This window comes from Devosia pacifica (genome assembly GCF_014652635.1).
Taxonomy (GTDB): domain Bacteria; phylum Pseudomonadota; class Alphaproteobacteria; order Rhizobiales; family Devosiaceae; genus Devosia; species Devosia pacifica.
Genome location: NZ_BMZE01000001.1, coordinates 55,697 through 70,106, shown reverse-complemented (window position 1 = coordinate 70,106; position 14,410 = coordinate 55,697). Strand labels below are relative to the sequence as shown.

Annotated in this window: 12 protein-coding genes; 6 read left to right on the top strand and 6 right to left on the bottom strand. The window is 58.6% G+C overall.

What is annotated here, in order from left to right:
• Positions 1-39: 39 nt before the first annotated feature.
• The 3 genes from IE127_RS00360 to IE127_RS00350 all read right to left on the bottom strand — a co-directional run bounded on the left by IE127_RS00360 (position 40) and on the right by IE127_RS00350 (position 2,899).
• Complete coding sequence (locus tag IE127_RS00360; RefSeq protein ID WP_189422360.1) at positions 40-1,551, bottom strand: ABC-F family ATP-binding cassette domain-containing protein; 1,512 nt, start codon at positions 1,549-1,551, stop codon at positions 40-42.
• A gap of 528 nt (positions 1,552-2,079) precedes the next feature.
• Positions 2,080-2,394 carry a hypothetical protein gene (locus IE127_RS00355; protein WP_189422358.1) on the bottom strand — a complete coding sequence of 105 codons (315 nt, stop codon included), beginning with the start codon at positions 2,392-2,394 and terminating at the stop codon, positions 2,080-2,082.
• A 52-nt stretch (positions 2,395-2,446) separates the two neighbouring features.
• Positions 2,447-2,899, bottom strand: a complete 453-nt coding sequence (locus tag IE127_RS00350) for a hypothetical protein (RefSeq protein ID WP_189422357.1) — start codon at positions 2,897-2,899, stop codon at positions 2,447-2,449.
• Positions 2,900-3,102: 203 nt separating this feature from the next.
• Between IE127_RS00350 and parE the strand changes: the two genes are divergently transcribed.
• The 5 genes from parE (at position 3,103) to IE127_RS00325 (ending at position 10,231) form a co-directional block, all read left to right on the top strand.
• Entirely contained in the window at positions 3,103-5,130 is a 2,028-nt protein-coding gene (parE, locus tag IE127_RS00345) for a DNA topoisomerase IV subunit B (RefSeq protein WP_189422355.1), read from the top strand.
• A 252-nt stretch (positions 5,131-5,382) separates the two neighbouring features.
• Positions 5,383-6,792, top strand: a complete 1,410-nt coding sequence (locus IE127_RS00340; RefSeq protein WP_189422354.1) for a DEAD/DEAH box helicase — start codon at positions 5,383-5,385, stop codon at positions 6,790-6,792.
• A gap of 136 nt (positions 6,793-6,928) precedes the next feature.
• Positions 6,929-7,972 carry a GGDEF domain-containing protein gene (locus tag IE127_RS00335; RefSeq protein WP_189422352.1) on the top strand — a complete coding sequence of 348 codons (1,044 nt, stop codon included), beginning with the start codon at positions 6,929-6,931 and terminating at the stop codon, positions 7,970-7,972.
• Between the two features lie 81 nt (positions 7,973-8,053).
• Entirely contained in the window at positions 8,054-9,505 is a 1,452-nt protein-coding gene (gene cls, locus IE127_RS00330; protein ID WP_189422350.1) for a cardiolipin synthase, read from the top strand.
• A 12-nt stretch (positions 9,506-9,517) separates the two neighbouring features.
• Entirely contained in the window at positions 9,518-10,231 is a 714-nt protein-coding gene (locus tag IE127_RS00325) for an alanyl-tRNA editing protein (protein WP_189422348.1), read from the top strand.
• Positions 10,232-10,240: 9 nt separating this feature from the next.
• On the opposite strand, the gene IE127_RS00320 is transcribed toward IE127_RS00325, so the two are convergent.
• Both IE127_RS00320 and IE127_RS00315 read right to left on the bottom strand, forming a co-directional pair.
• Positions 10,241-11,269 carry a transporter substrate-binding domain-containing protein gene (locus IE127_RS00320; protein WP_189422346.1) on the bottom strand — a complete coding sequence of 343 codons (1,029 nt, stop codon included), beginning with the start codon at positions 11,267-11,269 and terminating at the stop codon, positions 10,241-10,243.
• A gap of 8 nt (positions 11,270-11,277) precedes the next feature.
• Positions 11,278-12,297: an amino acid ABC transporter substrate-binding protein gene (locus tag IE127_RS00315; protein ID WP_189422344.1), complete on the bottom strand. Its 1,020-nt coding sequence runs from the start codon at positions 12,295-12,297 to the stop codon at positions 11,278-11,280.
• A gap of 172 nt (positions 12,298-12,469) precedes the next feature.
• Between IE127_RS00315 and metC the strand changes: the two genes are divergently transcribed.
• On the top strand, positions 12,470-13,663 hold the full coding sequence (gene metC / locus IE127_RS00310; protein ID WP_189422342.1) for a cystathionine beta-lyase: 1,194 nt from the start codon (positions 12,470-12,472) through the stop codon (positions 13,661-13,663).
• On the opposite strand, the gene IE127_RS00305 is transcribed toward metC, so the two are convergent.
• Positions 13,639-14,388: a phosphatase PAP2 family protein gene (locus IE127_RS00305; RefSeq protein WP_189422340.1), complete on the bottom strand. Its 750-nt coding sequence runs from the start codon at positions 14,386-14,388 to the stop codon at positions 13,639-13,641. The genes metC and IE127_RS00305 overlap by 25 nt on opposite strands.
• Positions 14,389-14,410 lie beyond the last annotated feature (22 nt).

The window sequence follows — 14,410 nt, the reverse complement described above, 5'->3', positions numbered from 1 at the left end:
CGAAGGGCCGCCCACTGGGCGGCCCTTTTTTGATTGCACCTATCTTCCGAGGCTGTCGTAGAAACGCTTCGGGCTTTCGCACTCGACAAGGCGCCCTCTCTCGATCATCAGAAAGCGCGTGCCGACCGCCTCGACGAAAGCGCGATCGTGCGAAATGAGAATGCAGCCAGCCTGGCTCTCGATAATCTCTTCCTCGAGGCGCTCGCATCCCGCTATGTCCACGTGGTTGGTCGGCTCGTCGAGCACGTAAAAGTTTGGTGCCTTCAGGCGCAGTCCGAGCAGGCCGAGCCGCGCCCGCTGACCCGGAGAGAGCTCTCCGATAGGCCGGTTTTGCTGCTCTACGGAAAGCCCGGCCGCAGCGAGCAATGCACGTCCTTTCTGGTCCGCAACGTCGAAGTTTCGATTGAGCCAGTCGAAGCATTTCTGGCCCGTCGGCAGTTGCGACATTGCCTGGTCGGCATAGCCGAGAACAAGGCTTGGCGTGACCCAGAAGCCAGGCAGATCAGCGCCGCCTATGGCTTGCGAGATCCTTGTCACCAGCCGCGTCTTTCCAGCGCCGTTGCGGCCAAGCAGGACGATGCGGTCTGATTGGAAAACGTGAAGTTTCGGCACACGGAAAAGCGCGTCACCCACACCGTTGTCTACTACGACATTTTCAAGCGCCAGAAGCACTTTGGCCTGCGTGCCGCTATTGGTCAGCTTGATATCGCCAGCGCGCTCCTGATGCAGCGACTTCTGCGCTGCCTCAATGGCACCCGCTCTCGCCTTTAGCTGCTTCGCCTTGGTCAGCAACAGATCAGAGCCACTGTTGACGCCAACATTGTAGAGATCGGCTGCGGAACGGCGCAGCTTCTTGGCCGCCTTCAGGTCCTTTTGCTGCTTCGCCTCCTCGGCCCGGTCCAACTCGTCAAGCGCTGCGCGTGCAGGCGAGTATGGCAGGGAGAACACGTGTGACGTTTCAGGCCGAAGGAACATCGTGCGATTGGTCACGCTATCGAGAAAGCGGCGATCATGACTCGAGATCACCATTGGGAGCGTCGGTTCGACATTCAGGATCCAGTTTTCGAGATCCAGCATACGCTCGAGGTCGAGATGATTTGTGGGCTCGTCCAGCAGTAGCACATCGGGCTCCGAGACCATCGCCCGAGCGATCAGCACCATGCGTTGCCAACCGCCGCTTAGGGCCGACAACGGCAGATCCCGGGAGGCCTCCGGCACTGAAAGGCTTTCGAGAACAACGTCCACGCGCCAAGAGTCGAAGTCGCGGTGTATCGGATCCAGTCCGGATAGAACGACGTCGCGCGCGTTCCTCTCCCTAAATTCAGGCGAAACCTCCTGATCCACCAGCACAGCTTTAAGGCCTCGTGACCTGACGATGTCGCCCGCGCTGGGCTCGGCATCCCCCGCCAACATACGTAGAAGGCTGGTCTTTCCACGGCCATTGCCGGCAATGAGGCCGACGCGATCGCCGGAGCCGATTGAGAGATTAAGATGCGAAAACAGCGGAGTGCCGACTGTAAGGCCTACTTCGCGAAGTGTAATGGTTCCCATGATAACGACTTTCGAACCGCAGCTAGGCTGCGCTGGTGCGCGGCAGAGCGCGCAGGACAGGCCAGTCAGTTCGGGAAATCGTGTGTATCAGGATCCGCGAGTGACCAGCCCCACGGTGTAGCTCCGTGGGGCATGGACAGGTCCACGCTGACGATGCTGCAGCATCAGGTATGTCAATGCCGCCTCCTCAGCTAGCGTGACTGCTGAAATGTATTTACCGCGCCAAACATCGGCGAGCAAGACTTCAGGTAAAGTAGAAGATCGTGGTGAGCACCCCAAGAACCAGGGGCCGTGCTGCCGTGAGATGGGCAAGCCGGTACGCAATACCAGGAAATCCGGCTGACGCCCATCTCATCGAAACAGGAAGAAACGCCGAAGACGTTATATACGCAGAACTGCCGTCTTTGCCGCTTCGCATACGGTTACTCCAAACACACACCGTATGTTTGGAGTTATAGCCAGCCGCCCTTAAAAAAGTGCTTCGAGAAAGCAAACGGTTGGTAAATGCGTCGATCGATCTCGGGACACTCAGCGCTGGCCTAGGCGCTGCTCGCCCTCGATCGTGTCTGTGCAGCGGTTATACTGCAGCAAAAAAAGTTGTCCGCTCAGCTGTGCCCTGACCTGGATGACGTCTCCGCTCGGCGCGTTAAGCGAGATGTTCGTGTAGCCGCGCTGGCTGATTGCTTCGCGGATCTGATGATCGGTCAGACATAGCGCCCGTTCTGGCCCTCTCGGCTCGACAGTCCGTCGATCATCGTCCCAACCGAACTGGAGGCCAAAGGCGCGTGGGCCCTGGGCCATAGAAGGAACGGTGGCAGCAATCAGCACCAGCATACCAGCCATTCCAACCGCCGAACGTAATCGAGTGGAGATGAGCATTACCTGGGCCCCTCTCCTACCAACGACGCCGGTAACCACCGCGCTCAACACGGTGAAGGCGCTGAAGATCCCATACCTCGCCTGTGCACCGATCGACAGTCATCCCGATAAGCCAGCCATTCTGCACCCCTGTCACCTCAACATGATCGCGCCGGTGCTCACGAATGATCTCAACGCGATAAAAGCCGTTTCGGGATACCCCGTCGACGATCTCCCAGTCGGTCAGGCAACGCATGGTGTAACCTGACCGATCCCGGCGATGCGACTGGCCACGGTCCGCTTGCCAATCGCCACCCCTGCCCGATTGTACCGAAACGCCTGGGCCCGCCCCTCGAAGATCCCCTGGCAGCGTGAGCTCGAAGTTGAAAGAGGGCTGCGCCGCCACAGGGCCGGCCAACCCGATCGCCAAAATTGCCGCACCGGCGGCACCGAGACCGAAACGCTTGAAAGCGGAACCTAGGATTGGCATGTATGTCTCCATTGAGAAGGGCGAAGCTGCCTGTCATTAGCAAGCAATGCCGCAAGCCACTTGAACACAGCCGTAGCACTCCGTTCATCCGCCGTTCACCTCGGCATTGACCCACCAGTTTCACTTCCGGTCAAGTTGCGACACTGCGTGCTGTTATACTGACAACGCGACACGCAGCGATTCGTCATCAACACAGGATAACCATGTCCAACGCAGACGATCTTTTCGGAGAGAACCCGGCCGCAAAGGCTGCAGAAGAGGTCAGCACGCCCCGTCGAAAGGCAAGTTCTGCGCCTAACGCGACCGCCCCTTCGGGGTATTCGGCCATGGATATCGAGGTGCTGGAGGGGCTGGAACCGGTCCGCCGACGTCCCGGCATGTATGTGGGGGGCACCGATGCCACCGCGCTGCACCACCTTTTCGCAGAAGTCATCGACAATTGTATGGACGAGGCGATTGGCGGCCATGCCAGCCGGATCGAGGTGCATCTTGGGGCCGACGGCTACGTGTCCGTTACAGACAATGGCCGGGGCATCCCGGTGGAAGAGCATCCGAAATTTCCCGGGCGCTCCACCCTCGAGATCATTCTGACGACGTTGCATGCTGGAGGAAAGTTCGACTCCAAGGCCTATGAAACATCCGGCGGGCTGCATGGCGTCGGCATCTCCGTCGTCAATGCGCTGTCTGACGATCTCATCATCGAAGTCGCTCGCGACCAGATGCTTTACCGCCAGAGCTTTTCTCGCGGGAAGCCAAAGGGCGACGTCGAAACGGTGGGCCGGGTCAACAATCGGCGCGGTACCATGGTGAAGTTTCACCCTGACGCAGATATTTTCGGGGCGCAGGCGCACCTGTCGCCCTTGCGGTTGTTCCGGATGACGCGTGCCAAGGCGTATCTGTTTGGCGGCGTGGAACTGCGCTGGAGCTGCGACGAAAGCCTTGCAACAAACGATGTTCCGGCCAAAGCGGTCTTCCACTACCCGGACGGTCTTAAGGATTTCGTCGCCAATCGCATCGAAGGCGAGACCCGCATTGTAGACGATATTTTCGCGGGGAAGGCAGGTCGTCCAGGGTCACACGGAGCGGTCGAATGGGCCATAGCCTGGACGCTCGGAGATGGAGGCGTTTCTTCATACTGCAACACCATCCCCACGCAGGATGGCGGCACGCACGAAACGGGTATGCGCTCCGCCCTGCTGCGGGGGCTGAAAAACTACGCCGAACTCACCAAGACCAAGGCCGCCTCGCTTCTGACCGCGGACGACGTCCTGGCCAATTGCAGCGTCATGCTTTCCGTTTTCGTCCGCGAGCCTGAGTTCGTCGGCCAGACCAAGGACAAGCTGGCATCGAGTGAAGCTACCCGTATCGTTGACACGGCGCTTCGTGATGCGTTCGACCACTGGCTTGCCGCATCTCCGCATCAGGCCGGCAAGCTGCTCGATTGGGCCGTAGAGCGGGCAGAGGAGCGTCAGCGCCGCCGCAAGGAGCGCGAAATTGATCGCGCCAGCGCCACCCGAAAGCTTCGCCTTCCCGGCAAGCTCGCCGACTGCACGCAGACGGCAGCGGGAGGCGCTGAGCTTTTCATCGTTGAGGGTGACAGCGCTGGCGGCAGTGCAAAGCAGGCCCGTAACCGTTCCAATCAGGCAGTTCTGCCCCTGCGCGGAAAGATCCTGAACGTGGCTGGTGCGAGCCGGGAGAAGCTCGCGGCCAACCAGCTTATTTCGGACATGGTCCAGGCATTGGGGTGCGGCACGCGCGATCGCTATCGCGAAGAGGATCTGCGCTACGACAAGATCATCATCATGACCGACGCTGATGTCGACGGGGCGCACATTGCGTCTTTGCTCATCACGTTCTTTTTCCAGGAGATGCCGAAACTGGTCGATCAGGGGCACCTCTACCTCGCAATGCCTCCGCTCTACAGAATTTCGCAGGGCGGCAAGACCTTGTATGCGCATGATGACAAGCATCGCGAAGAACTCATGCGCACCGAATTCACAGGCAAGAGCAAGGTTGAAGTCACGCGGTTCAAGGGTCTGGGCGAAATGCCATTCGCGCATCTGCGCGAAACAACCATGTCACCGAAGACTCGTGTGCTTCAGCAGGTGCGAATACTGGACGATCGCGACGAGACCAAGATCACGGTCGACAGGCTGATGGGAAATAAGCCGGAATCTCGTTTCGCCTTCATTCAGGAGAATGCAGCGTTCGTTACCGACCTCGACATATAGGCGCTGTCTCATTATCCAAGACTTGAAATATCGTTGACTTGAAACGTCTTTACGCTATGGTCCGCGCAGTCGCGGCACCTACGATTGCGTCCTGGGCAGTGCATTGTTTTGCCTGCTTTGGCTCAGTCTGAAACATTGCCTGTTTAGCGGCTTTGGGGCCAGTATGACCCCTGCCCGCCCTCCGGCACCACCATCATGCGAATCCTCGAGCCATCGCCCCGCGAAGCCGAGACGTAGGACTGGACACACGTTTTGACACTAGATTTCACCGGCCTCGGCCTGTCACGCAAAGTCACCGATGCGGTCGTAGCGGCTGGATACACCCAGCCGACGGATATACAAGCGAAGGCGATCCCACTGGTGCTCGAACACCAGGATGTCATCGGGATCGCACAGACCGGCACTGGCAAGACTGCTTCATTTGTGCTGCCGATGCTGACGCAGCTCGAAAGCGGCCGGGCCCGCGCGCGCATGCCGAGAACGCTGATTCTCGAGCCCACGCGAGAGCTCGCGGCACAAGTTCACGAGAACTTCGAGAAGTACGGAAAGAACCACAAGCTGTCTGTTGCCCTGCTGATCGGGGGCGTTTCGTTCGATGAGCAAAACAAGATCCTCGATCGCGGCGCCGATGTTTTGATTGCGACGCCAGGGCGCATGCTCGACCAGTTCGAGCGCGGGCGGATTTTGTTGAACGGCGTTGAGATTCTCGTAATCGACGAAGCGGACCGCATGCTGGATATGGGGTTCGTTCCCGATATCGAGCGTATCTGTTCGCTGCTTCCGCCACGCCGCCAGACGCTGTTCTTCTCGGCCACCATGCCGCCGGAAATTGAAAAGCTGACGCGCAAGTTCTTGCGCGATCCCGTCAAGGTCGAAGTCGCCCGACAGAACTCGACGGCCGAAACAATTGATCAGCGTCTTATCCAGGTAAGCGCGACACCGCAGGAAAAGCGCGACGCTCTGCGCCGGCAGATCCGCGCTGAAGACGGTCTCACCAACGCGATCATCTTCTGCAATCGCAAACGCGATGTTGCAACGCTTGCGCGTTCACTGCAGCGGCACGGCTTCAGCGCCGGCGCCTTGCATGGCGATATGGACCAAAAAAGCCGGACCGAAACGCTTGATGCATTCAAGTCCGATCGCCTGAAGCTTTTGATCGCGAGTGACGTTGCGGCTCGTGGCCTCGATATCCCGGCGGTCAGCCATGTCTTCAACTTCGATGTGCCGGTGCATGCGGAAGATTATGTGCATCGTATCGGCCGGACTGGCCGCGCTGGTCGGTCCGGACGCGCCTTTACGCTTGTTGCGCCAGCCGACCGCAAGTATCTCGACGCCATCATGAAGCTGATACAGCGCGAAATACCTTGGACGGAGCAGACTGGCGCCGCGCAATCTGACGAGGCGACCGAAGCCGCGCCGGCGCCATCCCGCCGGTCACGCAGGAAGACCTCGAAGCAGGAGGCGGACAATGCCCCTGCCGCATCGGACACTTCGCCGTCTGTATCGGACGAGGAGAAGCCGAAGCGTTCCAGAGGCCGCAAGCGTTCCGCGAGCCGATCAAATAAAAACGAGGCCGCAGCCGAAATTCCTGCCAACTCGCCTTTTGGTCCGGATAGCCCTGTTCCGGCATTTTTGCTGCGTTCAGTGGCGGATAGAACCTAGGTTTTATTTACGTCAGCAGTTCGTGACTGAAGCAGGCAAGTGAAACCCGTGAACAAGTGGCGCGTGTTAACCGGGTGTTAACATTGCGGGGGTCAGACTCCCGCAGCCTTTGGGGGTTAGGGCAAGAGAGGGTCACGTGCCGGATGATGACGTAAAGCGCGCTTTCGATTATTCGGAAGCGGCTATAGGTTTGCTTAAACGTGGCGGAATTCCGCCACTTCCGCAGTACTACGAAGTGCTCTACACCTACGCATCGGGCACAAATCCTCATTTGAACGCTCGTATCAACGAGATTTTCCGGCGCGGTGACATGCCGGGCATGTCTCTGGCCGATCAGCTCTGCGCGGAATTCGCCAAGGTCGACGCAAGCGACCGAATTTCCAAGGTTTCAGCGCAGATGAATGAGCGGCTCGATGCCGTTCACCAGGCAATCGACGACGCAATGAGCAATGCCAGCTCTTACTCCGGTTCGTTGGCGGCAGCGAGCGGAGATCTGCAAAGCGATTTGTCACCACAAGAACTGCAAAGCCTTGTCGTCAAGCTGATGGCAGAAACGCGCGACATGCAGAGCGTGAACATGAGGCTCGAGAGCCAACTGCAGGTCTCGCGTGAGGATATCGCTGTGCTGCAGCGCGACCTCGACGATGTTCGACGCGAGTCGCTTACAGATCAGCTAACGAATATTGCCAACCGCAAAAACTTCGACAACACGCTCGACGCTGCGGTCAAGCGGGCACACCTGGAGGAGCGGCCGCTGGCACTGCTGCTCATCGATATCGATCACTTCAAGAAGTTCAACGACACCTATGGCCATCAGACAGGTGACCAAGTGCTCCGGCTGGTGGCGATGACTCTCAAGGCTAATGTCAAAAACCGTGACACTGCCGCCCGCTACGGCGGCGAAGAGTTCGCCGCGATCCTTCCTGCAACGAATTTGCGGGGTGCGAAAGCTTTGGCAGAGCAGCTGCGTATGGCGGTTCATGGCAAGGAATTGCTCAAACGCTCCACCCAGGAGAAGCTCGGTCGCATTACCGTGTCCATCGGTGTTGCCACCCTGCGGCGCGACGATACTCCTCAGTCTATCGTCGAGAGAGCGGACCAATGCCTTTATGCGGCAAAGGGCGCGGGCCGAGACTGTGTCATCGGCGAGGATACTCTGAGAAAAACGGTGGCAGCGTAGGCGATCGCCATCGTTTTCGCGGCGCTTGATGCGACATCGCATTCATTCGACACGCGTCGCTGAATTGTCTATCTCAAGCTGATGCTGGGCATAGACGATATCCTGCAGGCGATGCAGGCCGACATGGAATTGATTGCCGTCGTCCTAGCGGCCAACTACCTCCTCGCGGTGGTCTGCGCCGTTCGCGAGGTCATGAATTCCAGGACCTCGCAGGGCTCCATTGCCTGGCTGCTTTCCTTGTTGCTTTTGCCATTTCCAACCGCGTTCCTCTACCTTGTCTTTGGCTGGAAGTTTTTCGACGACTACGCGATAGACCGGATCAAGTTGGGTAGAACCCTTCGGCCGGTGCGCGCCCGAGATCTTGCTCTCATAGATCGTGAAGCCTCTCATCAGTGGCCGGTGCTGACGGGTGTCGCCGAACTCCCGTTCCTCGCCGGAAACAAAGTCGAACTGCTGATTGATGGCGCTGAGACGTTCGGTTCCATATTCGATGGCATCTCAAAGGCAGAGCGGTACCTGCTCGTGCAGTTCTACATACTGCGAGATGACCGCCTGGGCCGCGAACTGGCCGATAAACTCATTGAGCGTGCACGGGCTGGCGTCTCTGTCTACGTTCTTTACGATGAGGTCGGTTCCTCAAGCCTTCCAGCCGCCTACAGACAACGGCTGCGCGCTGCAGGCATCGAAATTGCCGCATTCAATCAGCGTCACAAATTCCTGCAGTTTTACGGTCCCGCACGGCTGAACTATCGCAACCACCGAAAAATCGTGGTCGCGGACGGAGAAACTGCGTGGGTCGGCGGCCACAATGTCGGGGTCGAGTATCTTGGCGAAGACACGCATTTCGGGGCATGGCGCGATACACATGTGCGGGTACGGGGACCAGCTGCACTGGCGTGTGCTCTCGTATTCCGCGAGGACTGGGAGTGGGCGACGGGCGAAATGCTTCCCGGCGATCCACCGGACCTCGTGGCCACACCTGGCGACCAGTCAGTTTTGGTCATGGGCACTGGCCCGGCGGATAGGCTGGAAGAATGCGCCATTGCCTTCACCGACGTGATAGCTCAGGCACGTGAGCGTTTGTGGATTGTAAGCCCTTACTTCGTACCCGACACCGATGTGCGCACCGCCTTGTTTGCGGCGCAGATGCGTGGCGTCGACGTTCGCATCATGCTGCCGGAGAAGCCGGACCACTGGCTTGTTTGGCTTGCGAGCATCGCGCATGCTGACGGCATGGTTGACCATGGCGTGTCCATGTATCGCTATACCGACGGGTTCCTGCACCAAAAGGTGCTGCTGATGGACGACCGGATCGCCAGTATCGGAAGTGTCAATTTCGACAACCGGTCGTTTGCGATCAACTTCGAAATCACGTTGTGGTTTCAACACCGCGATACGATAGCCAGCGTCGAAACCATGCTGTTGAAGGATTTTGAGGTTTGCCGCAAAGTTTCAAGGGCTGAGGTCGCGGGCCGCCCACTTTTGTGGCGCTTTATCACTCAGGCTGCGCGCCTTTTCTCCCCTATTCTCTAACAAGGAGTTCCCGTGACCGACTTTCTGTTTCGCGCCGACAGCTACATGCGATCAGCCGATGCGACCGTGCTGGAAGCCACCCACAAAGGCGGTGTTCTCCTTGATCAGACCATATTCTATGCAGCTTCCGGCGGGCAGCCGGGAGACACCGGCGAGATCAGGCGGTCGAATGGCACGTCCTTCAATGTGGTCGATACGGTTCACCCGAATGGGGACAAGACCCGCATCGCCCACCTCACGGGGGCCGATGCCGACCTTCCCGCTGCTGGAGAGAAAGTTACGCTCGAAATCGATTGGGAGCGACGGCATCGTCTGATGCGTATGCATAGTGCGCTACACCTGCTGTCGGTGGTGTTTGCATTTCCCGTGACCGGCGGACAGGTTGGCACCGAAAAGGGCCGTCTCGACTTCGATATGCCGGAAGTACCCGGAGACCTTCCTGCGCTTGAAGCTCAGTTGAATGCGATGATTGCGGACGATCATCCCGTGTTGGTCGAGTGGATCAGCGATCAGGAACTTGCGGAGCAACCGCAACTGATCAAGACAATGGCAGTCAAACCTCCAATGGGACAGGGGCAGGTCCGCCTTGTTCGCATTGGTGATGTTGACCTGCAACCGTGCGGTGGCACGCATGTTCGAAGCACAGCAGAAATTGGCCCGGTCCGCCTCGGAAAGGTCGAGAAGAAGGGAAAGATCAATCGGCGGGTAAGCCTGCACTTCGCGTGAGCAGTCTGGCTACCGGATCGGCGGTGCATAAATCAGGCCGCCATTGCTCCACAGGGAATTCTGACCGCGCAGCAATGCCGCACCGTTTTGCGGACCGAAGTTTCGTTCGTAGATCTCGCCGTAATTGCCGACCGCTCGAATGATATCCGTCATAAAGTCGGGTTCGAGGTCAAGCCCAGCGCCAAAATCTTCACTCAGACCAAGTAACTTCCGTAGGGCATCAGTTCTTGTGCCGGAGAGCGAGTCGGTGTTGAGCGCGGTCAGGCCCAGCTCCTCAGCGTTGATCAGCGTGAAAATGGTCCACCTGACAAGGTCGATCCATTGCGGGACATCATCGCGAACAACCGGCCCGATTACTTCCTTGGATATGCGCTCCGGAAGAATTCGATGCGCACTGGGGTCCGGCAATTCAAGCCGCATTGCGTGAAGGTCCCTGCCCGCCGCCGCAACGATATCGCAATAGCCTGCCCGATAAGCGATCCGAAGGTCCGCGAGGTCTTGATACAGGACCTCGCGATAGCTTGCCTGGTTCTGGAAAAAGAACTCGCGCAGCCGTGTGAGCTCTTCTCCGCCCTCGACAAGACAGATCGACAGATTGTCGAGCTCATAGGCTGAGACAAGGCCAAGTTCCTGCGGCACCATAAATGCCAGTCCATCGAAGAAGGTCGGCGTAACGTAACGTGCCCCGAACATCGCATCGCGCCCGAAGCTCCATGGAGCATTGCGCACGATGACGTCGACCTGGCCAATCTGCAACGGTGCGAAGCGGCTGCGCCCGGAGAGGGCCCGGAACTCAAGCTTGTTTGGGTCACCGAGCGCCGCTGCAGCGATTGCCCGGCAAATGTCGATATCAAAGCCGGTCCAGCGTCCCTCAGAATCCTGCTGGGCGAAGCCGGCTAGCGGGCCGACTGCGCCACAGATCAGGTAATCACGCTCGCGCACCTGCTCGAGGGTTTGCGCATGAACCGGCGACACGGCGATGGCACAAGACAGAAGCGCGGCACAGAGGACCAGCGATCGCGAGACAAGGCGCCACATCGATCGATCTACCGTATCGGCATGGCGTACTGAATGCCGCCATCCGTCCACAGCGCGTTGAGACCGCGCTCAAGCCCGATGCTGGTGGCAGGACCGATATGCCGTGCGAACACCTCGCCGTAGTTTCCGATATGCCGAATGATCCGGTATCCCCAGTCATTGGTTAATCCCAAGGGCTCGCCAAAGTCTCCCTCAACGCCGAGAAGACGGCGAACTGCAGGATTGTCCGATCCAAGCATTTGATCGACATTGTCCCGGGTGACGCCGAGTTCTTCGGCCTCGATCATCGTGTGATAGACCCAGCGATTGATGTTGAACCACTGCGCATCGCCCTGACGCACTGCTGGCGCCAAAGGCTCCTTGGAGATGACGTCTGGCAGAATGCGATGATCTTCCGGATTCTGCAGGTTGGAGCGTTCCGCAGCGAGCGCTGAAAGATCGCTTGTGACAGCGTCGCAACGGCCATCTTCATAAGCTGCGAACACCGCATCCTGATTCACAAATGTCTGGATTTCCGGCTCAATGTCATTTGCCGCAAAGAAATCCACCGCATTGAGCTGAGATGTGGTGCCTTCTTCCATGCAGACCCGCGAATCGGTCAACCCGTAGGCTGAGGCAACCTCTGAGTCTTCCCGCACCATGAACCCTTGTCCGTCGTAATAGAGGACACCGACAAAATCTATGCCGAGCGCCGTATCGCGACTCATCGTCCAGGTGGTGGTGCGCGCGAGAATATCGATCTCGCCAGCAACAAGCGCGTCGAAGCGCTCCTGTGCTGTGAGCGGAGTGAACCGGACAGAGGTCGGATCGTTGAAGATCGCCGAAGCTACCGCGCGGCAGAAATCCACATCCAAGCCGGTCCAGATGTTCTCGGCGTTCCGCGCCGAGAAACCGGGCGTACCCTCAGTCACCCCGCATTGAACGAACCCGCGGTCCCGAACGCGTTCCAGCGTCTGCGCACTTGCGGCCAGGGTTGCCGAAAACAGCATTGCGGTAGCAAGAACCAGGGACGTAACAGCGTGGTGCATGGTGGTGTCCTACTCTTCAACGTTCCGACAAGGCATGTCGGCCCTGTTGCAGGCGCCTGTGAAGCTGATAAGCATCGAAACTGCCCTCAACAAGCACTCAAGGCAACCCACGCGCGCTCGTGGTACTCCACGTTCGCGGCGACGAAAAGATACAATTGCAGGTAAGCGCCGGATGAGTTCGAACACCAATAAAAACGCGGATGGATTAGGCACCGAGACGCTGCTGACCCACCACGGTCGAGCGCCCGAAGATCAGTTCGGCTTCGTGAATACGCCCGTCTATCGCGGCTCCACCGTGTTGTTCAAAACGCTGGCGGATCTCGAAGCACAAAGTCAGCCATACCTTTATGGCCGTGCCGGGAATCCGACAACCACCTCGGTCGAGGCCTTGATCACAAAGCTTGAGGGTGCACATGCCACCCGTTTGGTCCCCTCGGGTCTTTCGTCGATTACCATTGCTCTTCTCGCCTGCGTGGAAGCTGGCGACGAGATCCTTGTGACCGACAGCGCCTACGAGCCGACACGCAAATTTTCGGACGGGATTCTTCAAAGGTTCGGTGTATCGGTGCGCTATTACGATCCGCGCATTGGCGGAGCGATTTCTGAACTTATCGGGGACCGCACAAAGGCCGTTTTCTGCGAAAGCCCTGGGTCTGGGACATTCGAGATTCAGGATCTGCCGGCCATTGCGGCGGCGGCGCATGCTGCTGGTGCCAGAGTGGTAGTAGACAATAGTTGGGCCACACCCCTCTACTATCAACCGCTGGCGCTTGGTGCCGACATCGTGGTTCATGCCGGAACCAAGATGTTCGTTGGGCACTCGGATGCCTTTGCCGGCACGATATCGACTACTGAGGAGTGCTGGCCGGATGTTGAGCGCGTGCGCGGGTTGCTGGGCTTTTATACGTCCGGCGACGAAGCATTTCTCGTTGCGCGTGGCCTCAGGACGCTTTCGATCCGCATGGAGGCTCACTGCACACGTGCGGTTGAACTCGCTGGCTGGCTGGAGGGGCAGGACGAGGTCTTGCGTGTTCTCCATCCGGCGCTGCCATCGCACCCGGACCATGCGCTTTGGCGACGCGACTTCACCGGCTCGGGGAGTCTGTTCGGGATTATTCTGAAGCCGGCGCCCCGTGCAGCGCTAGCGGCATTTCTTGATGATCTGCAGCTGTTCTCGATGGGTTTTTCATGGGGCGGCTATGAAAGCCTTTGTGTGCCGTTCAAGACTGGCTCGGCGCGCACCGCCGTTCCGTGGGAGGAACAAGGCACACTGCTCCGCCTCCATATAGGCTTCGAAGATCTTGACGACCTCAAAAGCGACCTTACGGCCGCAATAGATCGCTACCGAAAGATCCGTCTGGAATAACCGCGAAGCACGCGTCTCAAGGCCGGAACGCCCCGAAAGCGAACGCGCCCTTCGCCGTTGGCAACAAACAGCCAACGGCGGCGGGCAAAGAGATTGCGGACGATATAGGCCCCCGCAATCCCGACGACGAAACCAGCGATAACGTCGGTTGGGTAGTGCATCCCTACGGCGATGCGTGAGATTCCTGTCGCTACGGCAAGTGTAAGCAGCAGAGGGAAAAATCGCGGCGACATGAAGCCGATCGCGAACGCAAAAGCCAGCGCAGTTGTCGAGTGCCCTGATGGAAAGCTCTGATACGTCCAGTCGTTGAAAATGCGCTGAAAATCAAACGCGCCGGCATCAGAAAAGACAGGTGGCCTGCCGCGACCGAACAAGCGTTTCAGGATTTGCGTCAGTATGCCGGCTCCGGCGACGGTGACGAAGAGATAGCCACCGAGCAGAGTAAGCTCCATCGCAGCGCGCCGCCGTAGTCCGCGGCTCAGGTAGAAGACCGCCAGTCCCAACACGAACATCAGCACCGAGGAGACCAACACCCAGTCGGCAAGGCCGTAATCCGTGATAAAGAAGAACGGCGCGCGCCAGACCATCGGCCACGCCATCATCTCCTGGGACAGCCAGGCGTCGAACCAGAGCGCGACGAACAGTATGATGAGCACCACATTTACGTGGGTTGGCCAGGTCTTGCGATTAAGGCCGAAAGGCCAGCGCTGTCCGAGATCGATCATGCAGGCTTTTTCCCCGAGCGAA